The sequence below is a fragment of the Enterobacter sp. T1-1 genome (assembly GCF_000710795.1).
GTDB classification, from domain to species: Bacteria; Pseudomonadota; Gammaproteobacteria; order Enterobacterales; family Enterobacteriaceae; genus Enterobacter; species Enterobacter cloacae.
The window spans coordinates 20,233-41,714 of sequence record NZ_JALW01000020.1 but is presented as its reverse complement, the minus strand read 5'-3'; the positions used below and the strand labels follow the sequence as shown (position 1 = coordinate 41,714).

Below are 21,482 nucleotides of genomic sequence, written 5' to 3'. Positions count from 1 at the left end.
CCGGCATCAGGTAAACGCCATCTTGCGCACAGCCGTCTGGGGTTACGCCGTCATGATTTCCGGCGCGGCAAACGAGCCCAGAAGCCCGGTATTGCTCACCTGGGATTTTTTAAGCGCGCGCGACGGCGGGCTGCACAAGCTGCAGGTAAATGGGTTTTTAATAAATTCGGTGGTGACGATAAAACCACCACCACACACGCTACAGGCTTTACGCGAAATAATGCCGCAGTCGATAAAGCGTAATAATGTCCAGGCTCGGGTCAGCCCCAGCACCGGCTTCTCATCAGAACAGGTACTGCACTGTTCCAGATAAAGACGATAGGTCTTCATCAGCATTTCAATGGAGCGGCCCTGCTCGGTCTTTTTCAAATAGAGGTAAATGTTGTAGAACATGGAAGAGTGAATATTCTGCTCCCACGACATAAACCAGTCTTCGGAAAAGGGCAGCATCCCTTTTGGCGGCGGACAGCCGCGCAACTCTTTATATAAACGAAGCAGGCGACGGCGGCTGAGTGATGTTTCCGATTCCAGCACCTGCATTCTCGCCCCGAGAGAAATTAACCCCATGGCGATATTTACTTCGTCAATTTCCTGCAGCAGACTCTTTTCACCACACATGATTATGCCTCCTCCGCGGTAATGGCATCTTCTTCGCTTAAGGCATTAAGAAGATTGGTCGACAAAATAATGCCGGTGTGAATTTGCTGCAGCGCTTCAATACGCGAATCCTTGGTCAGATTTTCAATCACAACTTCATCGTCAACCCGCAGACGACAGATAAGCTGATTAGTGGTGGCCAGCTTCATTAATTGTGGCAGCGAAAGTTCTTTCAGGTTATCAATTGTGCCTTCAGACAATCCAAGGCGAAAACCCGCCGCAAATTTATCCTGACGGATCAGCTGCTGCGCCAGCAGAAGATAGGACAGGTTAATATCGTGAATATTTTGCAGATACTCGTCAAAATTGGACACAGGCGAAAACTCCCAATGTTATTCAGCCAAAAGCTGGCATGTCAGTTAAGATAGATAACGTTTCCGAACTGATGCAGAGAGTCTTTTGGTATTGATATTCACCAAGGTAAGTCATTCTTCCTCAGTAAATGAGTCAATGCCAAAGGAGGCTGCATCTCAAAACTGGCAAAATCATAAACACTAAGTATTTTCCGAACAAGCGACAGAAATTTCCTCAAATCCACAAATTGATGTTAACTCGTTGATTTTATAAGTTAATAAAGCATTATTAAACGTTATTAAACCTTGATTTTAATGATTAATCCTGCAGAGAAACCAGTATTAACAATATAAATGTTAATATCCTGTAATTCACGTTAAGCTGATTCCATACGGCTTCTTAACCTTTTCACGGCCAGACTATGTAACTGACTCACGCGTGTTTCCGTAATCCCCAGCACCAGCCCAATCTCTTTCATATTCAAATCCTGCAGATAATAGAGCTGTAAAAGCACTTGTTCCCTTTCGGGTATATACTGAATATGCTCAGCGATCCGTTCTATCAAATTTTCTTTGATAGCGTCATTCAGTGGATTAAGCTGTTCATTCTCATCGCCGTTTGTCTCCCAGCTGTCGGCATAATTCTCCTGCAGCTCATCAACCGAGTACATCTGGCTGGCGTTATTATCTGCCAGCATCTGCTGAAATTCCTGCAACGAGACGCCCATGCGTTCGGCGATTTCAGCTTCAGTAGCTTCGCCCCCTTTTTCCTGCTCGATTTGCTGAATAAGCGCGACAATTTCACGCGTATGGGTGCGTACCCGACGTGGAACCCAGTCACTTTCTCTCAGCTCATCTAATAATGCCCATTTCACCCGCTGGGCGATCCACGCCGTAAGCGTTACCCCTTTTTTGGGGTCAAAACTCTCGACTGCACTTAAAAAACCGATTGAGCCCGCCTGAATTAAATCATCCAGCTCGACGCTGGCAGGAAGTCGCTTATGTAAACGCAATGCCTCCTGCCGCACCAGATAGTGATATTTAGACCAGACTACCGATTTATTTTCCAGCCCTTCGGCCGTGTAAATACCATCCACGATTGCATTCCACCTGCTATTCTCTTAAAGAATTATCCGGTGAAATGGCGCATTCAAATAGTGCGATAAGCCTTTATAAAAATGCGCATTCTGTTACTTCGTCTGTATTAACAGGCTATTTTATAAAATAGCGAGATTAATGGCGGTATTTAATAAAATTAAAAGGTTTCCCACTGGGCCAGGTCGGGCTCTTTTTGACGCTGCGGTTTATTCACTTCCACAGGCACCTTCGCCATCGCGCTCTCATGGTTCAACCTGAATTGCGCCACCAGTTTCTCCAGCGCATCGGACTGCGCTTCCAGTTCGCCCGCCGCCATTGCCGCCTCTTCCACCATCGCCGCATTCTGCTGGGTCACCAGATCCATTTCGTTGACCGCCTGGGAAATCTGATTGATACCCGCGCTCTGCTCGTCAGACGCCGAGGTGATTTCGCCCATGATCTGCGTTACCTGCGCAACAGAGGTCACAATCTCCTGCATCACGGTGCTGGCCTGCCCGACCTGACGTGAACCGACATCGATATTGTTCACGCTGGTATTGATCAGCTGGTTGATCTCTTTGGCCGCATCGGCGCTGCGTTTTGCCAGGTTACGCACCTCTTCTGCCACTACCGCAAAACCACGCCCCTGCTCACCTGCTCGTGCCGCTTCCACCGCCGCGTTCAGGGCCAGAATGTTGGTCTGGTTGGCAATGCTGTCGATCACGCCGTTGATATCGGCAATCTGGCGCGAGCTGGTGGTGATCTGCGCCATGATCTGCTCCAGGCTCTGCATCACTTCCCCGCCGTTATGGGCATTGTGGCTGGCGCTTTCCGCCAGCTCACGCGCCGCATGGGCGTTATCGGCATTCTGACGCACGGTGGTTTTGATCTGTTCCATGCTGGCCGCCGTCTCCTGCAGCGCCGCCGCCTGCTCTTCCGTACGGGAAGAGAGATCGTTATTGCCGTGGGCAATCTCCTGGGCGTTGGTGTGAATACGCTGCACGCTGTCACGGATGCCGAGGATCGTACTGGTCAGGGAAGTACGCATGGTCTCCAGCTCGGTCAACATGTGGCCAATTTCATTCTGGCTGCCAGTGTCAATGGGCTGACTCAGATCGCCCGCCGCCACGCGACGCAGCATTTCAACCGTGGTCTCCATACGACGCACCAGGGTATGGCGCAGCCAGTAACGCACGGCGAATAACAGCCCGACGGCCAGAATCAGCACAGCAATTCCGACACCCAACATAATCTTGTAGCCACGCTCGGATGCATGAATATAGCTTTCGCTCATGCGGGCGCTGGTATCGGTATACTGATCGACCTTATTACGCAGCGCGGTGCGCAGCTCCATATCGTGTTCCAGCGACCCGGAATACCCTGCCGGGTTATGCAGGTAGCCCAGCTTAATTTCGGCAACCTTGTACACTTCGTTGAAAGCCGCATTGACCTCAGCCGCCAGACGATTCTCCTCCGGGGTGTTAAACGGCGAGGCCATAAACGCATCCATATTACGACGCGCAAGTTTCACCACATTCACCGTATGTTTGGCAACATTCTCAGAAACCGGGTTACCCAGCGCTGCCTGCAGCATCAGGCCGTTGGTATTGGCCATTACCGCGCTGATGTTATAGGCGGCATCGCGCATCTGATCGTTATTTTCAGAGGCCACGACAATACGTTTGAAATTGGTATTATTTGAGACTGTGTCATAGACATAATAGGCGGTTACGCCGAACAGCATCACCGCAAACAGGCCAATAATAAGGCTGATTGCGCTATAAATTTTGAGTTTCGTTAACATAGATTTTCACCGGCCGCAGACGGCCGGTGCCTGTGGGAGTCAATTAAACGGTCAACTGGGGGACATATTAAAGAGGTTCATCGACTGCATTTTTTTGTAGACGAACATCGACGCATTAAAGGCCAGCTCTGACATCTGTGATTCAGACACCAGCGTCACCAGCTTGCTGGTGTCTGAACCAATCGCGTTCTGCACCTTTACGATCGTGTCATTGATCATCACGTCACCGGACAGATCCAGCGCGTCCAACTGCTGCAGATTCGTTCCCAGTTCGGCCTGCGCCTTACCCAGACGGTCGATACCTGCGTCAACGGCTTTGCTGGCGGCTTTCATTGCTGCTTTCATCGCGTCTTCGTCAAACGGATCGGCTTTGATGGCCTCTGTGGCAGCTTTAAGAACGGTGAAAATATCATCAAAAATTTCACTACCCAGATGGCCGATCTGCATCTCGGTACTGTCTGCAACGGTCTGCTTTCGGGCTTCAGTGCCTCCCTGATAGACACCGTTTTCATCAAATGGCGGCTTATCCGTCTGAAAACCAGAAAAAATATAACGACCGTTACCGTCACGGTTATTGGCGAGATCGAGCATATTTTTCCATATACCCTCCATCTCTTTACCTAATGCTTCTAACCCCTCTTCCGGGTAGGTTCCATTGCCCGCAGCAACCAGTTTTTCTTTAAGGGTAGTGGTCATTAAATTCACCACACCGTTCAGAATATTGTCCCCATGTTCGAGCGCGCCGCGCGCGCTCGAACGCACGCTGCTGTACATCTCCAGTTTTGCCAGCGCGTCCTGCTGTTTCACCGCGTCGGTTGCAGCCGCCGGATCGTCCGACGCCTTCAGCAGCGTTTTGCCTGCCGACATGCGCAAATAAACATCATTGCTTTGACTCATGCGTTTCGTCATGGCCTCTGCGCTAGTTTTATACATATAAAGCGTACTTAATCGCATCATCGGTTCCTTATCGGATAGACAGTAAGGCATCAAACATATCGGTAGCGGTTTTCAGCAGCTGCGCGTTGGCGTTGTAATACTGTTTAAACATATCCAGATTGATGTACTCCTCATCCATATTGACGCCAGAGAGCGCCTGCTTAGTGTCGTACTTGGTCTGAAAATCAGTTTCGGCACTGGCAAGCTCAGATTTCACGCCACGCGCATGGTCACCGATAGTCCCCACCAGACTGGCGTAGGCTTCAGTTAACGTGTTTTCGCCAATCAGCTTTTCATCCTGGATTTTTCGCAGCGCATCGAGGTTCTTGCTATCACCCGGTTCACCCGCGTTATCACCCGCAGCCGCAAACTCCTGCGCGCTGGCGATCTTGCGGGTTATCCCTTCCGCAGCACCAGCCATCGGGTTAAGGGTGAAACTGTCGCCGGCATCGAAACCGGTCGCCGGAACGTCAATTTCCACACCGTCAAATTTGAGCTTCGTCGGATCGGTCGTATCTACAGGTACCGTGCGTCCATCTTCACCCGTTACGGTCCAACCGCCAGCACCATCGCTGGTCAGGGTATAGTTTTCTGATTTGACATTTTTGTAGTCGGCGACGGTAATTGCTCCCAGCTTACCGGTCCCGGTGTTTTTCGCGTTGGCATAGGCTTTAATTTCTGCCAGTGAGAAGAGATCCCCACCCTGTTTTCCGTCTGGCGTATAACCCTGCGCATGCTGCTCGTTCATGCGGTTCGCCATCGTAAAGGCGATCTGATCGAGCTCCTGGCGCGCAACAGTCAGGTCTTCGTTACGGAATTTAAACAACCCCCCCAGGCGACCTTTGGTGATGTTGCTTTCATCCAGCGGCGAGGCTTTACCGTTCGCATCCACGTAGGAGACGATGGTTTTATTGGGATCGCTGTCCGAGGGCGAGGTTTGTAGCTTATAGGCTCTGTCTCCGGACACCAGCGGACGTCCGTCAGACAGGAGTACGTCAACCCGACCCGAGGTTTTGTCTTCGGTCACTGTGATCCCAATGTGCTCGCTCATCTTTTCCAGCAGCGCATCGCGCTGGTCGAGCAGGTCGGCAGGCGGAGCACCATTTCCCTGGGCGCGTTCAAGCTGTTTATTCAGCTCTGCCAGTTGCTGGGTATAGCTGTTAATATCTTTGGTGCTCTGCTCAATCTGTGTATTGGTGCTCTTTTCCAGTGCGGTCAGGCGCCTGGCGCTGGCGTTAAAACGATTCGCCAGCGTACCAAGGGAGTTGTACACCGCCGCTCGCCCCGACCCATCAGACGGATTACCGCTCAGCGTCGCCATGGCCTTAAACATATCGTTCATTGAGACCGAAACATTATCGGACTCGTCGGCCAGCATATTGTCGATGTCCGCTAACTGTTCATTTCGCCCGGCGAGAGCGGCATAGTGAGAAAGCGAGCCACGCATCTGATTGTTGGCAAACGCGTCATAGGCGCGCTCGACACCACTGGCGCGCGCCCCGTAACCGAAAAAGCCCTGTCCGGTAGACATACCGCCCATTTCGCCAATGATCAGACTGCGACGGCTGTAAGTGCCGGACATGCCGTTTGTCAGATTATCACCCGTCACGCGCAATGCAGCCTGTGCAACGCTCAGGCCACCTTTCGCAAGGTTAAATAAGTTATTCATAATATTCGATATTCCCTGATTGCAGGCCCGGCATACGCAACCGGGCCAGAAAGTTCATGGCTCTGTCTATTTCATCGGTGATTCAAAAAATCACTAAAAAATTTTGTCGAGATCGTTTTTGTAAGCGTTCACGCCCTGCTGAATATCGCCTTTCACTTTCTGAATAATGGTGATGAGCTTTTTGGCGTAGGCCGGGTCGGTCGCATAGCCCCCCGCCTGCAGCGCCTTTGCCCCCTGTTCCGGCGAACCGGACTGCACCACGCCGCGATAGCGCGGATTTTTGGTCAACAGCTTTGCGTAGTCAGAAAGGGCATGTTCATAGGAGTCATAGACGCGGAAGGCGGCTTTCACCTTCTGCTTCACGCCGTTGATATATTCGGTGGTGGTGATCTCAGTGGTTTTGCCGCGCCAGTCTCCCGTCGCTTTAATGCCAAAGAGGTTGTGGCTCGGGCGGCCGTCCGCCGCCGGGATTTCGCGTTTCCCCCAGCCGGATTCCAGCGCCGCCTGGGCGAGGATCAGATGCGGATGCAGCCCGCTCTGCTGCGCGGCGGCCTGGGCCGGGCGCAGCAGACGGGCAATAAACGGATGCGCCCCTTCCGCCGGTTTGGCGAACGATACGGGCGCAGGCAGGCGCAGTGGCCCGCTGGCAGGAGCCGAAGAAAGGCCCGGGGGCAGGAAATCACGTCCTGGTGCGCTCACCACGGGTTCATCAGCCTCCCCACCCAACTGGCGGACGATAAGATCGGCAAAGCCGAGCTGACCACTCCCGGCAATGTTTTGTGCGACCTGCTGATCGTGCATCGCGGTGTACATCTCTGAAGACTGGCTGCTCAGCAGATCGCTCTTAAAGGTGGCATCGCGCATGCTCTTCATCATCATCTGCACGAAAATCCCCTCCATCTGCTTTGCCGCCGCTTTCAGCGCGCCGGGCGACTGCCGCCCGGCCTCCCGTTTCAGCGTATCCAGCGAACGAACATCAAACGCTGGCTGGTCGAATTTGTCGAAGGCATTCATCAGTTCACCTCCAGCTTCGCCCGCAGACAGCCGGCACTTTTCATCGCCTGCAGAACCGACATCAGCTCGTTCGGCGTGGCGCCCAGGCTGTTGAGGGCGCGGATCACCGCGTTCAGATCGGTACTGCTGCGCACGTGCTGCAGCGAGCCGCCGCTGTCACGCACCGAGATATCGGTCTGCGGCACCACCACCGTTTCGCCGCCGCCAAACGGCGTATCCGGCTGGCTGATAATGTTGTTCTGCATCACCTCCACCGTCAGCGAGCCGTGCGCCACCGCGCAGGCGTCGAGCGAGACGTGGCGGTTCATCACCACCGAGCCGGTACGCGAGTTCACAATCACCTTCGCGTCCTGCACGTTCACCCGTAGCGGAATGTCCTGAATGTCGGCCAGAAAACGCACGCGGGACGGGCCGTCCGGCGGCGCGAACAGGCGCACGGTGCGGGCATCTTCCGGCAACGCCGCCCCGCCGCTGTAGCGCTGGTTAATGGCGTCGCTGATCTGCTGCGCCAGCGAGAAATCGGTCTCGTTCAATTGCAGGCGCACAATGCTCTGGGTGGCGAAATCGTTCGGCACTTCCCGCTCGACGGTAGCACCATTGCTGATGCGCCCGCCGTTAAGCTGGTTCACCTGCACGCGGCTGCCGCCCGCCTGCGCCCCTGCGCCGGAGATCAAAATGTTGCCCTGGGCGATGGCGTAGATCTGGTTATCCGCCCCTTTCAGCGGGGTCATCAGCAGCGTGCCGCCGCGCAGGCTTTTAGCGTTGCCCACCGAAGAGACCACGATGTCCAGCTTGTCGCCCGGACGGGCAAACGGCGGCAGCTCAGCGGTGACCATCACCGCCGCAATGTTTTTCAGCTGCATATTGGTGCCCGGCGGGACGGTGATCCCCAACTGCGAGAGCATGTTGTTCAGGCTCTGGCCGGTGAACGGGGCCTGCATGGTCTGGTCGCCGGTCCCGTCAAGACCGACAATCAGGCCGTAGCCCATCAGGGAGTTGGAACGCACACCCTGTACCGTCGCCAGATCGCGGATACGTTCCGCGTGGACCACTTTGGGTACCGCCAGCGTCATGCCATAGAGCAGGATGCTGAGAAAAAACAGGATAGATTCTTTTTTCATGGTCATATCAGAAAGGAGAGAGGTTCAGGAACAGGCGTTGCAGCCAGCCCATGTTCTGCGCTTCGTTGATGTAGCCGTTGCCGACGTACTCGATGCGCGCGTCCGCCACCTGAGTGGACGGCACCGTGTTGCTGCCGCTGATGGTGCGCGGGTTCACCACGCCGGAGAAGCGGATAAATTCGGTGCCCTGGTTGATGGCAATCTGCTTCTCGCCCACCACGCCGAGGTTGCCGTTCGGCAGCAGCTCTTTTACGGTGACGGTAATGGTCCCGGTAAAGGTGTTGCGCGCCGCCGCGCCGCCCTTCCCCGCGAAATCGTTTTTGCCTTCGGCTTCGAAATCCGCTTTACCGTCGCCCAGCCAGCCGTTGAGTTTGGTCGGTACCGCAATCAGCCCCATCCCGGCCGATCCATTACGGTTGGCACTGGCGGAGGAACTTTTGCTGGCGCTCACGTTCTCCTGCAGCAGGATGGTCAGCGTGTCACCCACGTTACGCGGGCGGCGGTCTTCGAACATCGGCTGATAGCCGTAGTTCATGGCCTGCCCGGCCTGAAACAGTGAACCGCCGGTCGCTGCCGGTGCCATCGGTAATGGTGTTGCCGTGGTAGGACCCTCGACGAGGGGCTTTTGCATAATGTGCGCGCAGCCACTGAGCAGCAGTGTGCTTGCCAGCAGCGCGGCCGCCGGAATGTGCATAGACAATATTTTCATTTCAGTGTCGATAAAATGTCTGGCCGCTCGCGCGGCCAGAGAAGATTAAAGCTGGGAAAGACGCTGCAGCATCTGGTCAGAAGCAGAGACCGCTTTACTGTTGATTTCGTAGGCGCGCTGCACCTGAATCATGGTCACCAGCTCTTCCGCCACGTTGACGTTGGAGATTTCCACGTAGCTCTGCTTCAGCGTGCCCGCGCTCTCCATGCCGGGGTTCAGCTCGTTCGGCGCACCGGACGACTGCGTCTCTTTGTAGAGATTGCCGCCAACGCTTTCGAGCCCCGCGTTGTTGACGAAGGTAGTGAGCGTCAGTTGGCCGATCTGCTGCTCTTCCGCCTGACCGGGCACCTTCACGCTGACGATACCGTCGCTGCCGATGTTCAGTTTGGTGGCATCCTGCGGGATGACGATCCCCGGCTGGATTGGGTAGCCTTCAGCATTCACCAGTTGCCCGTCCGGGCTTTTGGAGAAATGACCGTCGCGGGTGTAGGCGTTGCTGCCGTCCGGCATCTGCACCTGGAAGAACCCTTCCCCTTCAATGGCCACGTCGTACTCGTCGCCGGTCTGGTTCATGCCGCCCTGAGTATGCACGCGTTGAGTGGAAACCGGACGCACGCCGGTACCCAGCTGCAGGCCGCTTGGCAGGGTATTCTGCTCGGTCGACTGGGCGCCAGGCTGGCGCATGTTCTGATAGAGCAGATCCTGAAACACGGCGCGCTGACGCTTAAAGCCGTTAGTGTTGACGTTCGCCAGGTTGTTGGAGATAACGTCCATATTGAGCTGCTGTGCTTCCAGCCCGGTTTTTGCGATCCATAAAGAACGAATCATTGTGACTCCTTGCGCGGGCTTAGCTCACGCTTAATAGCTGATTGGCTTTCTGGGCGTTCTCGTCGGCGGTACGGATCACCTTCATGTTCATGTCGAACCCGCGGGAGTTGGCGATCATCTGCGTCATGGCCTGTACCGGACTGACGTTGCTGCCCTCGATGGCCTCTGGCGTCAGACGCAGGGTTTCATCCTGGGCCAGCATCTCGCCGCCTGCGGTGCGGAACAGGCCGTCGTCGCCGTGAACCAGGCTGTTCATGTCGGCGTTGACCAGCTTCAGACGGCCAACCGGCACCAGCATCGTCGGGTCATCGCCCATACCGAGTGCCGAGACGGTGCCATCGCTACCGATGGTGACGTGGGACTGCGGCGGCACTTCCAGCGGTCCGCCGTCGCCCATCAGCGGACGGCCGTTAACGCTGAGCGCCCCGTCCTGATCCACTTCAATAGCGCCGTTGCGGGTATAGCCTTCACTGCCGTCGTCCAGCGCCACTGCCAGCCAGCCGTCCTGCGGCAATGCCACGTCCAGGCTGCGCCCGGTATGGGTAATCGGCCCCATGGTGGTGTCGTGAAACGGGGTGGACTCCGCCACCAGCGCGCGGGTGCGCAGGGTTTCCCCTTCAATGGGCACCGAACGGAAGGCCGCCAGTTGGGCGCGAAAGCCTGCGGTGGAGCTGTTCGCCAGATTGTTTGAGGTGACCGCCTGGCGATTGAGCGCCGCGTTAGCGGCACTCATGGCGGTATAAATAGCGCGATCCATCACTCAGCCTTAACGCAGGTTAACCAGCGTCTGCAGAACTTCAGACTGGGTTTTGATAGTTTGTGAGTTGGACTGATAGTTACGCTGGTAGACGATCATGTTGACCATCTCATCGCCCAGGTTGACGTTGGAGGATTCCAGCAAACCGCCCGTCATGTTCCCGAAGCTGCCGGAACCCGAGGTGCCAAGGTACGGCTGGCCAGACTGCACGGTTTCCGCCCACAGGTTATTCCCCTGCTGTTCCAGACCACCCGCGTTGGCGAAATCTGCCAGTACGACCTGCGCCACGGTTTGACGTTTGCCGTTGCTGTAGATGGCGATCACTTCGCCAGTGTCACTGACCTGATAGCTGTTAAATTTACCCGGTGCCTGGCCGTCAATTTCATCCAGCATCACCTGGGTATCGCTGGCGTTTTGGGTGAGCTTTGACAGGTCCAACTTCAACGTCAACGCATCGGATCCGTTGTAGCCCTTGCCCTTGATATCCATTACCCCAGGGCCGATCAAATTACCGGATGAGTCAAAATTAAGCTCAAGTTTCGCCAAACCATCAGGTGAGGTGGAGTCTTCGGCATGCGCTTCCCATTTCCCTTCCGCGGTATGCACAAAATAGACTTTGATGGTATGTTTGTTCCCGAGACTGTCTGTCGCGGTAACATCACTCACATAGTTATAAGTCTCTTTGTCATCCTTGTTAAAGGGGACCTTGGTTATGACTTCGGCATCCGACTTCAGATTGCCCGTCAATGAACCGGCTTTCGACGCCACTGGTGGCATATCATCTTTTGGAATTTGGATCGGCCCCACCTGTGCACCGGGGTTGATCACCCCATCCGTGGCCTGGTAGCCAGTTAAAAAAAGACCATTTGTTTTGTTAGTGATGAAGCCGCTCTCATTTTCCTCGAACTGACCGTTGCGCCCGTAGAACACACTGCCCGCTTCATCAACCATGCGGAAAAAGCCTCGTCCATTGATCATCATATCCAGCGCCGAACTGCCTGCCGCTGGCCCGCCCTGAGCAAAGTTTTGACTCACACCGGCGACCTGTACCCCCATCCCGGTTGAACCGGCAAAGATATCGGCAAACGAAACAGAACCCGCTTTAAACCCCACGGTCTGGGAGTTGGCGATGTTGTTACCCACCACGTCCAGTGCTTTTGCAGCGGCACTCAGGCCGCTAAGACCTTGTGAAAAACCCATTATTAATTTCCAGAAAGTAAGTGATAACTATTTTTGAATAACGAAGACTTTATCCATGCGAATCGGGTCGTGATTCAGCAGATGCAGAATCGGGCCGGTCGGATCCATGGTGACCCCTTGCACCTGCTCTTGTACCAGACCAAATACCTCCGGCTTATCGCCATCAGGATTACTGGCAGCAAAGGAGATGTCGTATTCGCGATCGTGCGGTGGACCCGGCTCCGGCTTGAAGTTTTCCAGGTCATCGAGATTGTAGGTATTCATCCCCTGCTTAACGTTTTTCAGCTCGGCGGTGTAGGCATTCCCTTCGCTGTCTTCCAGGGTGACGGTGACCGTTTCTGCATCGGCCGTCAGCGCGAAGTGGAAGTCGTCCGAATTGCCCGGGATCTCCACGCCTTCCTGCATGATGCCGATACCCGGTTCGCCAAAGGAAACCTTTGCCTCCCCTTCTATCAGCACGCTACGCCCCACCCACGACGAGGCGCTCATGCTGCCAAGCTGGACCATCCATGCCTGTACATTCGCGACAGAGGTATTGAGCTTCTCCACGCCCGCCGCCATGTTGAACTGCGCCAGCTGTGAGGTGAGCTGGTTGTTATCCATCGGGTTGGTGGGATCCTGGTTTTTCATCTGCGCGACCAGCAGGGTCATAAACTGGTTCGACAGATCCGCCGCGCTGTTTCCGGTACCGGTGCCACCTGCGCCGCTGTTGTTGTTAATCGAAGAGACCGCCATATGCGTCCTTACTGACCAAGCGTTAATGTTTTCAGCATCAGGCTTTTGGCGGAGTTCATCACTTCCACGTTGGCCTGGTAGCTGCGGGAGGCTGAAATGGTATTCACCATCTCGTTCATGACGTTGACGTTGGGCATGCGCACATAGCCCTGTTCATCCGCCAGCGGATTGCCCGGCTCATAGACCAGGCGGTCCGGCGCGCTGCTCTCCACCACGTCGCTAACCTGCACGCCACCAATCTCCTGACCGGCAGACGCGTCAACGGAAAACACCACCTGACGCGCGCGGTACGGCTGCCCGTCCGGGCCCGCCACGCTGTCGGCATTCGCCATATTGCTGGCGCTGACGTTAAGGCGGCGGGACTGGGCGGCCATCGCCGAGCCCGAAATATCAAATACGCTAAAGAGCGACATCGTTGATTACCCCTGACTGAGCACAGTCATCATTTTTTTAATATCCGCGCCAAGGAACGTCAGTCCCGACTGATATTTCACGGCGTTATCCGCAAAATTGACGCGCTCACGATCCATATCCACGGTATTGCCGTCGGCACTCGGTTGATCCGGTACGCGATAGAGCAACTGACTGTCGTCAAACGGCCTCGCTTTACCTTCAATATGCTTATTTGACGTTAATGTCAGTGACACGGGTGATTTCGCCATGGCGTTATTTTCCATGGCAGCTTTTAGCTGCTGAGTAAAATCAATATCTCGCGCCTTGTAGCCCGGCGTATCAGCATTCGCAATATTTGAAGCCAATATATCCTGACGGCGCGACAGCAAACCTAACGCCTGCTGTTGAAAGCGAAAGGCGTCATCAAGTTTATTCATGACAACAGGACTCCTGTCTCGCGTTATTTAAACTGCGATAGTGTAGTCAGCGCGGGTGAAATATCACACCGCGAAGACCCGACAGAAATAAGCCTATTTAGAGAAATAGAAATAATGAGAGAAACGTTAAAAAATCGAAGAAATTAAATGGCGACAAAAGTGTCATTATTTTAGGGAATAAAACACAGGTTTCTGCGTATATAATTTCGCCACGTTTTATATATTAAGGCAATAAGATGATGCTCCGATTATTCAGCACGGCGGTGGCCGTCTTGCTCTGTTCTGCCTCCGCTGCAGCCAGCGTACCGTCTGACCAGATGGCGAAGCAACGTCTGATGCTCAAGCTGGACGCCCTGATCAAACAGCCTGAGAACGGCAGCGAGATCGTGCGCACCGCGACCCTGCTCGCCACCCCGGCACAGCTGGCCGCCGTGTGCGAAAACCCCACGCTGAGTCTGGTGGGGCGCGACAGCCGTCTCACCGGCAAACGCACCGTGCTCGCGCAGTGTGGCGCGCGCCGCCACTTCCTGCCGGTACGCATCAGCGCGCAGGGTACCTGGTGGGTGGCAAGCCAGAGCCTGCCCGGCGGGGCGATTGTGCAGCGCAGCGATATCGAACCGGTCACCGGCAACCTTGACCACCAGCCAGGCGGTTTAATCTTTAATGCCGACGAGATTATCGGCCAGCGTCTGACCCGCGCAATTGATGCCGGTAAACCGCTGTTAGAAAACCAGCTGCGTCAGCAGTGGCGACTGCGGGCCGGGCAGACGGTGGACCTGGTCACCACCGGGGCAGGCTTTCGTATTCGCAGCCAGGGCAAGGCGTTGAACAACGCGGCGGTGGATGACGTACTGAAGGTGAAAACCCTGAGCGGGCGCACCGTGAGCGGAAAAGTGGGGGCTGACGGTCAGGTGATGATTATTTCGCAACAATAAATTTTAGGTTTTCTGTGAATCACCGATGAAAGCAGTATTGAGTAGATAAATTGATTTGCGAGGACACCCATGAGCATTAATAGCAGTCAGACCACCGCGCCGATTACAAAAATCGCCCCGACTCAGGATCTGCGCGCCCGTACACATCCTCAGGACCAGGACGTTGCAGCAAAACGCGCGGAAAAGCGTGATAACACCAACGTTACCCTGAGTGAATTGACGAAAAAGATCCAGACCGACGACAGCCGCGACGTGGATTTCGCGCGGGTCGCCGAACTGCGCGACGCGCTGGCAGCAGGTACCCTGCGCATTGAGCCTGAGAAAATTGCTCAGGCCATGGTGCAGGACATGTTTCAGTTTTAACCGTTTACAGGCCCCTTATGGACAAGCTTTACCCGATACTCGCGCAGATGAAAACGTCTCTGGATGAACTGGAGGCGATCATGATTGAAGAGGTGAATCAGCTCAACCGCACGCAGATCAACCCGGTGTCGCTGCAGGTGCTGGCGGATAACAAAAACCAGCTGCTGACCACGCTTCAGTATTACGACGACATGCGCCGCCAGCAGGAGCAGAGCTGTGGCACTGAAGCCCCCTACCCGGGGCTCGGTAAGCTGTTTGCCAGCTGGCAGCAGGTGCATGAGAAGGTGCGCAGCACCAAGGTGCTGAATCAAAAAGTGGAATCGCTGCTGCAAAGTCATATGAAGAAAAATCAGCATATCCAGAAAGTGATTGACCATGTAGGCAATACAAACTCGCTGTACGGTCCGGCGGGGGAATCCAGCGTCGTAGCGACTGGCCGCAAATATAACATCAGCATCTGATCGTTTCTGTCTGCGTTGTCCTCTTTTGCCCGCCTCTGGTGGGCTTTTTTTGCACGGGCCTGCGGGTTTCATCGTTGAGTAGGCCGGGTAAGCGCAGCGCCACCCGGCAATCAGGGAGGGAACTAAACAGCCGTGTAGGCTTTATTCATCGTACTGGATTTGCGCATGGCGGAGAGTTCGGTGCTGATGGTGGTCAGACGGCCCTGAATAGCCTGCGTTAACAGGGCATCGTTCTCCAGCAGCGTCGCCAGTTGAGCGCTGACGGGTGCTTTGTTGTGCTGTGCCAGCAGGGTTAAATCGATATCACACAGCGTTCTCATTCCCATGGTGTACGCCACAGACTCGTCAAGAAACAGATCCCATTCGCCGTCCCCGGCCTGCTGACGCAGCTTCGCATTGCTGATAAGCAGTTCTTCAATCAGCGCAATAACATCCTTATCCATGTTTCACCTGCTTTTGCTGTGGCGCAATGGCCTGCCAGGTTTCCAGCATACCGGTCATTAGTGCGATGAGGTGCGGCAGCTTTTCGCCGGATTTATTGAGATTCGCCTCCAGCAACGTGCGCGAAATATACTCGTACAGGCTCTCCAGCTCTTCGGCGATTTTCCCGCCTTTCTCGTGGTCCAGCCCGGCGCGCAGGCCGTTATCGATAATATTGATGGCGCGGGAAATCATCTCACCGCGACGGGCGATATTGCCCGACTGGAAATAGATTTCTGCGCGCTTCATGGCGTTGATCGCCCCGTCGTAGAGCAGAACGATCAGCTGGTGCGGCGTGGCGCCATTGATCTGGCTGTCCAGTGAGACAGCGGTGTAGGCACTGTTGCCCGTTTTGGTGTACATCGTCAAATCCTGCCGGGCAGCGGCCTGCCCGGTGTTGTTTGAAAGTTAAATCAAGCCCGCCAGAGAACTCTGTAATCGGGAATTCATGCTATTCATATCACTCATGGCTTTATCCAGACGCATATACTCTTTTTCTCTGCGCAGCATGGCCTCTTCGATACGTTTTTCAACCGCAGCAATCTGTTTACCGACACGGGTATCCTGCTCACGCAGCGACTTGAGGTTGACGTTAATCGCCCCTTCATCACGCGGAATAGAATCGCTGTCGCCGAGGTAGGTTTTAAACACATCCTCTAAACGTCCCTTAAGCCCCTGCGCCTCTCCCTTGCCAAGAAACAGCGCCTCCACCTCTTCGGGGTTATTTTTCAGGGCTTCATCCAGCTTTTTATTATCGATGCTTAAAACCCCGAGGGTGCCGCTGCGCTCCTCCCCCGGCTTCACCTCTTCAAACTTTACAGCAATACCCAACATCCCCAGTGACTGGATAACTTCGCTGGCCTCACCGTAGTTGCCGGATACGGTTGATTTGAGCTGGCTGCTCAAACGACGTAGCGTACCGTCACTGAACAGTGCGCCATTATTGGGATCCTGAATCGGCAGTGAATCCGAGTTGGTGTTATTATCAGGGGCTTTATATTTGGTTACAGACGCTGCCGTGTTGAGATAGGCATTATAATTTTTAACAAATTCTTCAATCAGACTCTTCACTTTCGACGTGTCGGCGGTGATCGCGAGAGTTTCTGGTTTGAACTCATCTTTACTGTCTTTTTCAGAGACTTCACGGAGTTCAAGCGTGATCCCGGTAATGGCATCGGTGATGGTATTTGCGCTGCGTTCAACCTTTTCACCATTGATACGAATGAGAGCGTTATCTGCAGGCGTCACCTGCGCAGGTTTAGTAGGATCATAGCCGGGTTCGCCTGGCTGATTAGATTCTGCCCCGGCAGATTTCAGCACATCGTTAAGCGTGTCATCACCTACAACCTCAATCTGCATCTCTCCGTCTTCACCTGTTTTTTTCGAGGTGAACACCAGTTTGAATTTATCGCCTTCGGCGGGCATCACCTGCGCTGTGACATCGCCGTTTTTGTCGTTCACTTTTTTGGCTATCTGAGCAAGAGAGGTTTCATCATCTTTCAGTACGACCTCCATTGTCTTTCCACCGGTCGTAATTTTCAGCGTACGCTGACTCACCGAGGTATCGCCAAGCTGTTTACTTTGGCTATCCTGTACCGAAGAGGAAAGCTGATGCGCCCTTGCCAGTCGTTCAACAATGACAGAATAGCTGTTGGGGATCGCCCCTTTACCTGCCGTTGCCTTGAAGGACTTATTATCACCAACGCTGACACCGTTAAAACCTTCTTCCTCCAGTTTTTCCATATTCTTTTTTAGGGTATCCAGCGAATTGCTAATACTGCCCCAGGCAGAAATCTTCCCCTGATAGCTGCTCTGCTTTTGCAGATAGGGGTTCAGTTTCTGCATCTGGCCTTCACGCTCTTTCGACAGCCATTCATCAAAAGGTAAGCCGGACCCAACACCCATGAAATTAACAGCCATAAATCTACTCCGTAATAAATGATTATCCGATATTCATTGTCATCGGTAATTTCATCGATCAGTTTAATTTTTTGCATAATCGCGAACAATCTCATCAGGTAAAAAACACATACCTTTGCGCTTATTAATAGATTGATTTTACGATTCGAAGAAAAGACCACAAAACTGATGCTATTTCCTTTAATAACAAAAAAGACAGAAAAATAATTTAGCCAATTTTTAATTCCTCCGATGAATGAGTTATGCGAGGCAACGAACGCATATCTCATACGTTAGTTATCAATTTAAAAGGATATCAATATGGCCCAGGTCATTAATACCAACGCCCTGAGTTTGATGGCTCAGAACAACCTGAATAAATCCCAGTCTTCTCTGGGTACCGCAATTCAGCGCCTCTCCTCTGGTCTGCGTATTAACAGCGCAAAAGACGATGCGGCAGGTCTGGCAATCTCTAACCGCTTCACCTCTACCGTGCGTGGCCTGACCCAGGCAGCGCGTAACGCCAACGACGGCATCTCCCTGGCGCAGACCACCGAAGGCGCACTGCAGGAAGTAACCGAGAACTTACAGCGTATCCGTGAGCTGACCGTTCAGGCTAAAAGCGACACCAACTCCGCAGATGACCGTGCGTCCATCAAAAAAGAGATCACTGCCCGTCTGGAAGAGATTGGCCGTATCTCCAAAACAACTAACTTTAACGGCGTCAACGTTCTGGACGGCTCCCGTGAATCGCTGACCATTCAGATTGGCGATAAAGATGGCCAAACTATTGATATCAACCTGCCGAAGATGGACCTCTCTTCCCTGGGTCTGGAAGCTTTTGGTAAAGACTTCGAAAAGATTATCGATGGTTCGCCGAAGGATTCTGAGTTTACAGTTGCGGGTACCGATCGTTCCACCACGCCAGCCGCCTTTGATGTCGGCCTCGGAACAGCAGTGCAATATACTTTAGATGCAACAGAAAAGGCTAAATTTGCTACCGCTGCTGGTATTGCTGTAGCCGATCTGGAAGTCAGAACGGTGGATGACGGCAAAGGTAATCTGCGTTTCTTTGCTATCGATAATAACAATAAAGATAAATCTGTTGAGTTAGATGTTTCATTTAAGGCCAATGCCGCCGGTACGGCAGCAGAACTGGATGGTGCAATTACCAAAAAAGATGCAATCACCGAGCTCGATAAAGATATCCTGAAAAATGGCGTTAAAACGCTAACCGATATTGAATCTGCAGGCGTTGGTAGCACAATTCCGGCTGTTGGCGGCGACGTAGAGCTGGATCAGGCTGCTCTTGACAAAATTTCACAGGACCTTTTTGCAGGCAAAGACGCAGCAACGTCTGGAATGCAAATATTCAGTGCCAAAGATGATGGCGGAAATACTAAGCTGTTTGCGATGGATAAAGACGGTACCATCACAAGCTTTACCTGGGATCCTGCGACAGCGGGTGGTACCGCTACAGCGGTAGCCGCAACAGAGCAGGAAAAGCACGCCATCCTGAAAGATTCTAGCCAGCTGCTGGATAAACTGGATAAAGCGATGACACAGGTGACCAACTTCACCGCCGATCTGGGTGCGATCCAGAACCGCTTTGGCTCTATCATCGCTAACCTGAACACCACGGTCATCAACACCTCTGAAGCGCGCTCCCGCGTGCTGGACGCGGACTTCTCCGTGGAAGTATCAGCCATGAGCCGCGCGAACATCCTGCAGTCTGCCGGTGTGTCCGTTCTCGCCCAGGCAAACCAGGTTCCGCAGAACGTCCTGTCCCTGCTACGTTAATCTGTATTGCCTTTATATCATTATGTTGCCCTCCCTTGCGGGGGGCTTTTTTATATCCCTATCTTGTCATTGAGGTAATACGCAAAAGGTTACCCACAAAATATTTCAGTGATTCCGTTTATCTCCGATGAAAAAAATATGCGCACACATTCACGCGTATTTTTATTGGCAAATGCCAGACAGCTTTAACAATTAAAAGGATATTGATATGGCCCAGGTCATTAACACCAACGCCCTGAGTTTGATGGCTCAGAACAACCTGAATAAATCCCAGTCTTCTCTGGGTACCGCCATTCAGCGCCTCTCCTCTGGTCTGCGTATTAACAGCGCAAAAGACGATGCAGCAGGCCTGGCAATCTCTAACCGCTTCACCTCTACCGTGCGTGGCCTGACCCAGGCAGCGCGTAACGCCAACGACGGTATCTCCCTCGCGCAGACCACCGAAGGCGCGCTGCAGGAAGTAACCGAGAACTTACAGCGTATCCGTGAGCTGACCGTGCAGGCGAAAAGCGATACCAACTCCAAAGATGACCGTGACTCCATCAAAAAAGAGATCACCGCGCGTCTGAGTGAGATCCAGCGTATCTCTGACACCACCAATTTCAACGGCGTTAACGTTCTTGATGGTTCACGTGAAAAGCTGACCATTCAGATCGGCGATAAAGATGGTCAGACTATCGACATCGACCTCACCCAGATGGATATCAAAACGCTGGGCCTGGAAGACTTTGACCTTGAGTTCTCGAAAATTACCGTTTCTATGGGCAAAGGTGAAGTGGAAGTGCCGCGTATTGGCGATACGCCAAGCGAGATTACTGGTCCCATCGACGTAGGCCTGGCCGAGGACTGGGCGTTTGAGGATGCCGACCTGACAACAATTGCCCAAAAGATCAATGCAGGTTATGACCAGGACGATATTGAAGTATATAGCGAAGGTACAGGGGCCGACCAAAAATTTTATATCAAAGATGTGAATGATGATGAAATTTATGTCGCAGACCTGACGTTCAAAGACGATACTGCTCCACCAACCAAATCGATCCTGAATACAGTGACTCTCGATACCACCGCAGGTAAACTCACCACTCTCGAAAAAGATATCTTCGATAATGGTGGAAGCACGCTAAACGTCACCGCAGCCACCATCAAAGATGGCCTGACCAGCATCACCAACGACAATGGCGATAATGTTGACCTCACCGAAGATCAGATGAACGAAATCGCTGCCCTGTTTGGCGCAGATGCAACTGCAGCAGGCCTGCAGATGGAAATCTTCTCTGACGGTAATGATCATTACGCTGTAGATAAGGATGGCAACATCAAGAAGTTCTCCCTTGATAATGCAGACAGCAATAAAGTCGTTGAAGACACCACGGCAATCAGCGCGATTGATCAAAACAAGATCCTGCAAAGCTGGTCGACCACTACAGCCCCAGATTATCCAGACGTGGCCGACGGCCTGCTGAAGAAGCTAGACGATGCCATGACCCAGGTAACCAACTTCACTGCTGACCTGGGTGCGATTCAGAACCGCTTCGGCTCGATCATCGCTAACCTGAACACCACGGTCATCAACACCTCTGAAGCGCGCTCCCGCGTGCTGGATGCGGACTTCTCCGTTGAAGTTTCGGCCATGAGCCGCGCGAACATCCTGCAGTCTGCCGGTGTGTCCGTTCTCGCCCAGGCCAACCAGGTTCCGCAGAACGTGCTGTCCCTGCTGCGTTAATCTGCGTTACCACCTCACTATTATTACGCGCGTGCCTCACGCGCGGTTTGCCCTCCCTGGTGGAGGGCTTTTTTGTTTTTGTGCTCTGTGCGCATTGCCCGGCGGCGCTGCGCTTGCACGGGCCTACAAGGATCAACGCAAACGTAGGTCGGGTCAGGCGCAGCCGCCACCCGGCAAGGGTTTTAAGA

At 53.6% G+C, this 21,482-nt stretch carries 23 protein-coding genes; 5 read left to right on the top strand and 18 right to left on the bottom strand.

What is annotated here, in order from left to right; translation table 11 throughout:
* Positions 1-42 precede the first annotated feature (42 nt).
* From flhC to flgB, 15 genes are all read right to left on the bottom strand, one after another.
* Positions 43-618 carry a flagellar transcriptional regulator FlhC gene (flhC, locus tag AK59_RS0108435; RefSeq protein WP_029882544.1) on the bottom strand — a complete coding sequence of 192 codons (576 nt, stop codon included), beginning with the start codon at positions 616-618 and terminating at the stop codon, positions 43-45.
* Between the two features lie 2 nt (positions 619-620).
* Positions 621-971 (bottom strand): flagellar transcriptional regulator FlhD, encoded by a 351-nt coding sequence (gene flhD / locus AK59_RS0108430; protein WP_013097770.1) that lies wholly within the window; start codon positions 969-971, stop codon positions 621-623.
* Positions 972-1,327: 356 nt separating this feature from the next.
* A complete protein-coding gene (fliA, locus tag AK59_RS0108425; protein ID WP_029882543.1) occupies positions 1,328-2,047 on the bottom strand; it encodes an RNA polymerase sigma factor FliA in 720 nt (239 codons plus the stop codon).
* A gap of 158 nt (positions 2,048-2,205) precedes the next feature.
* Positions 2,206-3,831 (bottom strand): methyl-accepting chemotaxis protein, encoded by a 1,626-nt coding sequence (locus AK59_RS0108420; RefSeq protein WP_029882542.1) that lies wholly within the window; start codon positions 3,829-3,831, stop codon positions 2,206-2,208.
* A gap of 51 nt (positions 3,832-3,882) precedes the next feature.
* Entirely contained in the window at positions 3,883-4,785 is a 903-nt protein-coding gene (gene flgL / locus AK59_RS0108415) for a flagellar hook-associated protein FlgL (protein ID WP_029882541.1), read from the bottom strand.
* Positions 4,786-4,795: 10 nt separating this feature from the next.
* Positions 4,796-6,436, bottom strand: a complete 1,641-nt coding sequence (gene flgK, locus AK59_RS0108410) for a flagellar hook-associated protein FlgK (protein ID WP_029882540.1) — start codon at positions 6,434-6,436, stop codon at positions 4,796-4,798.
* 93 nt (positions 6,437-6,529) lie between these two features.
* The gene (gene flgJ, locus AK59_RS0108405; RefSeq protein WP_029882539.1) at positions 6,530-7,450 is read right to left on the bottom strand and encodes a flagellar assembly peptidoglycan hydrolase FlgJ; all 921 of its coding nucleotides are present in this window, start codon (positions 7,448-7,450) and stop codon (positions 6,530-6,532) included.
* Complete coding sequence (locus tag AK59_RS0108400; RefSeq protein ID WP_029882538.1) at positions 7,450-8,577, bottom strand: flagellar basal body P-ring protein FlgI; 1,128 nt, start codon at positions 8,575-8,577, stop codon at positions 7,450-7,452. The genes flgJ and AK59_RS0108400 overlap by 1 nt, the downstream gene beginning before the upstream one ends.
* Position 8,578: 1 nt before the next feature.
* Positions 8,579-9,265 (bottom strand): flagellar basal body L-ring protein FlgH, encoded by a 687-nt coding sequence (locus AK59_RS0108395; RefSeq protein WP_013097777.1) that lies wholly within the window; start codon positions 9,263-9,265, stop codon positions 8,579-8,581.
* Between the two features lie 60 nt (positions 9,266-9,325).
* Positions 9,326-10,108, bottom strand: coding sequence for a flagellar basal-body rod protein FlgG (gene flgG, locus AK59_RS0108390; protein WP_029882537.1), 783 nt, complete (start codon positions 10,106-10,108; stop codon positions 9,326-9,328).
* A 19-nt stretch (positions 10,109-10,127) separates the two neighbouring features.
* Positions 10,128-10,865, bottom strand: coding sequence for a flagellar basal body rod protein FlgF (locus AK59_RS0108385; protein ID WP_029882536.1), 738 nt, complete (start codon positions 10,863-10,865; stop codon positions 10,128-10,130).
* Positions 10,866-10,874: 9 nt separating this feature from the next.
* A complete protein-coding gene (gene flgE, locus AK59_RS0108380; RefSeq protein WP_029882535.1) occupies positions 10,875-12,065 on the bottom strand; it encodes a flagellar hook protein FlgE in 1,191 nt (396 codons plus the stop codon).
* A 27-nt stretch (positions 12,066-12,092) separates the two neighbouring features.
* Positions 12,093-12,800, bottom strand: coding sequence for a flagellar hook assembly protein FlgD (locus tag AK59_RS0108375; protein WP_029882534.1), 708 nt, complete (start codon positions 12,798-12,800; stop codon positions 12,093-12,095).
* An 8-nt stretch (positions 12,801-12,808) separates the two neighbouring features.
* Entirely contained in the window at positions 12,809-13,213 is a 405-nt protein-coding gene (gene flgC / locus AK59_RS0108370; RefSeq protein WP_029882533.1) for a flagellar basal body rod protein FlgC, read from the bottom strand.
* A gap of 6 nt (positions 13,214-13,219) precedes the next feature.
* Positions 13,220-13,630, bottom strand: coding sequence for a flagellar basal body rod protein FlgB (gene flgB / locus AK59_RS0108365; RefSeq protein WP_029882532.1), 411 nt, complete (start codon positions 13,628-13,630; stop codon positions 13,220-13,222).
* Positions 13,631-13,866: 236 nt separating this feature from the next.
* On the opposite strand from flgB, the gene flgA reads away from it, so the two are divergent.
* The 3 genes from flgA (at position 13,867) to AK59_RS0108350 (ending at position 15,389) form a co-directional block, all read left to right on the top strand.
* Positions 13,867-14,565 (top strand): flagellar basal body P-ring formation chaperone FlgA, encoded by a 699-nt coding sequence (flgA, locus tag AK59_RS0108360; RefSeq protein ID WP_081852442.1) that lies wholly within the window; start codon positions 13,867-13,869, stop codon positions 14,563-14,565.
* A gap of 69 nt (positions 14,566-14,634) precedes the next feature.
* Positions 14,635-14,928, top strand: coding sequence for a flagellar biosynthesis anti-sigma factor FlgM (flgM, locus tag AK59_RS0108355; protein ID WP_029882530.1), 294 nt, complete (start codon positions 14,635-14,637; stop codon positions 14,926-14,928).
* Between the two features lie 17 nt (positions 14,929-14,945).
* The gene (locus tag AK59_RS0108350) at positions 14,946-15,389 is read left to right on the top strand and encodes a flagella synthesis protein FlgN (RefSeq protein WP_029882529.1); all 444 of its coding nucleotides are present in this window, start codon (positions 14,946-14,948) and stop codon (positions 15,387-15,389) included.
* Positions 15,390-15,511: 122 nt separating this feature from the next.
* On the opposite strand, the gene fliT is transcribed toward AK59_RS0108350, so the two are convergent.
* From fliT to fliD, 3 genes are read right to left on the bottom strand one after another with little or no spacing between them, the layout of a single operon-like run.
* Positions 15,512-15,832, bottom strand: coding sequence for a flagellar protein FliT (gene fliT, locus AK59_RS0108345; protein ID WP_029882528.1), 321 nt, complete (start codon positions 15,830-15,832; stop codon positions 15,512-15,514).
* A complete protein-coding gene (fliS, locus tag AK59_RS0108340) occupies positions 15,825-16,232 on the bottom strand; it encodes a flagellar export chaperone FliS (protein ID WP_029882527.1) in 408 nt (135 codons plus the stop codon). Before fliS ends, fliT begins: the two co-directional genes overlap by 8 nt.
* A 45-nt stretch (positions 16,233-16,277) precedes the next feature.
* Positions 16,278-17,789: a flagellar filament capping protein FliD gene (gene fliD / locus AK59_RS0108335; protein WP_029882526.1), complete on the bottom strand. Its 1,512-nt coding sequence runs from the start codon at positions 17,787-17,789 to the stop codon at positions 16,278-16,280.
* A gap of 300 nt (positions 17,790-18,089) precedes the next feature.
* On the opposite strand from fliD, the gene AK59_RS0108330 reads away from it, so the two are divergent.
* Together AK59_RS0108330 and AK59_RS0108325 are read left to right on the top strand one after the other, a co-directional pair.
* Positions 18,090-19,568 (top strand): flagellin N-terminal helical domain-containing protein, encoded by a 1,479-nt coding sequence (locus tag AK59_RS0108330; RefSeq protein WP_029882525.1) that lies wholly within the window; start codon positions 18,090-18,092, stop codon positions 19,566-19,568.
* A 208-nt stretch (positions 19,569-19,776) separates the two neighbouring features.
* Positions 19,777-21,294, top strand: coding sequence for a flagellin N-terminal helical domain-containing protein (locus AK59_RS0108325; protein ID WP_029882524.1), 1,518 nt, complete (start codon positions 19,777-19,779; stop codon positions 21,292-21,294).
* Positions 21,295-21,482 lie beyond the last annotated feature (188 nt).

Coding starts and splice junctions, on each gene's coding strand:
- flhC (WP_029882544.1), bottom strand. CDS start 618: ATGTGTGGTGAAAAGAGTCTGCTGCAGGAAATTGACGAAGTAAATATC.
- AK59_RS0108420 (WP_029882542.1), bottom strand. CDS start 3,831: ATGTTAACGAAACTCAAAATTTATAGCGCAATCAGCCTTATTATTGGC.
- flgL (WP_029882541.1), bottom strand. CDS start 4,785: ATGCGATTAAGTACGCTTTATATGTATAAAACTAGCGCAGAGGCCATG.
- flgK (WP_029882540.1), bottom strand. CDS start 6,436: ATGAATAACTTATTTAACCTTGCGAAAGGTGGCCTGAGCGTTGCACAG.
- flgJ (WP_029882539.1), bottom strand. CDS start 7,450: ATGAATGCCTTCGACAAATTCGACCAGCCAGCGTTTGATGTTCGTTCG.
- AK59_RS0108400 (WP_029882538.1), bottom strand. CDS start 8,577: ATGACCATGAAAAAAGAATCTATCCTGTTTTTTCTCAGCATCCTGCTC.
- AK59_RS0108395 (WP_013097777.1), bottom strand. CDS start 9,265: ATGCACATTCCGGCGGCCGCGCTGCTGGCAAGCACACTGCTGCTCAGT.
- flgG (WP_029882537.1), bottom strand. CDS start 10,108: ATGATTCGTTCTTTATGGATCGCAAAAACCGGGCTGGAAGCACAGCAG.
- AK59_RS0108385 (WP_029882536.1), bottom strand. CDS start 10,865: ATGGATCGCGCTATTTATACCGCCATGAGTGCCGCTAACGCGGCGCTC.
- flgE (WP_029882535.1), bottom strand. CDS start 12,065: ATGGGTTTTTCACAAGGTCTTAGCGGCCTGAGTGCCGCTGCAAAAGCA.
- AK59_RS0108375 (WP_029882534.1), bottom strand. CDS start 12,800: ATGGCGGTCTCTTCGATTAACAACAACAGCGGCGCAGGTGGCACCGGT.
- flgC (WP_029882533.1), bottom strand. CDS start 13,213: ATGTCGCTCTTTAGCGTATTTGATATTTCGGGCTCGGCGATGGCCGCC.
- flgB (WP_029882532.1), bottom strand. CDS start 13,630: ATGAATAAACTTGATGACGCCTTTCGCTTTCAACAGCAGGCGTTAGGT.
- flgA (WP_081852442.1), top strand. CDS start 13,867: ATGATGCTCCGATTATTCAGCACGGCGGTGGCCGTCTTGCTCTGTTCT.
- flgM (WP_029882530.1), top strand. CDS start 14,635: ATGAGCATTAATAGCAGTCAGACCACCGCGCCGATTACAAAAATCGCC.
- AK59_RS0108350 (WP_029882529.1), top strand. CDS start 14,946: ATGGACAAGCTTTACCCGATACTCGCGCAGATGAAAACGTCTCTGGAT.
- fliT (WP_029882528.1), bottom strand. CDS start 15,832: ATGGATAAGGATGTTATTGCGCTGATTGAAGAACTGCTTATCAGCAAT.
- fliS (WP_029882527.1), bottom strand. CDS start 16,232: ATGTACACCAAAACGGGCAACAGTGCCTACACCGCTGTCTCACTGGAC.
- fliD (WP_029882526.1), bottom strand. CDS start 17,789: ATGGCTGTTAATTTCATGGGTGTTGGGTCCGGCTTACCTTTTGATGAA.
- AK59_RS0108330 (WP_029882525.1), top strand. CDS start 18,090: ATGGCCCAGGTCATTAATACCAACGCCCTGAGTTTGATGGCTCAGAAC.
- AK59_RS0108325 (WP_029882524.1), top strand. CDS start 19,777: ATGGCCCAGGTCATTAACACCAACGCCCTGAGTTTGATGGCTCAGAAC.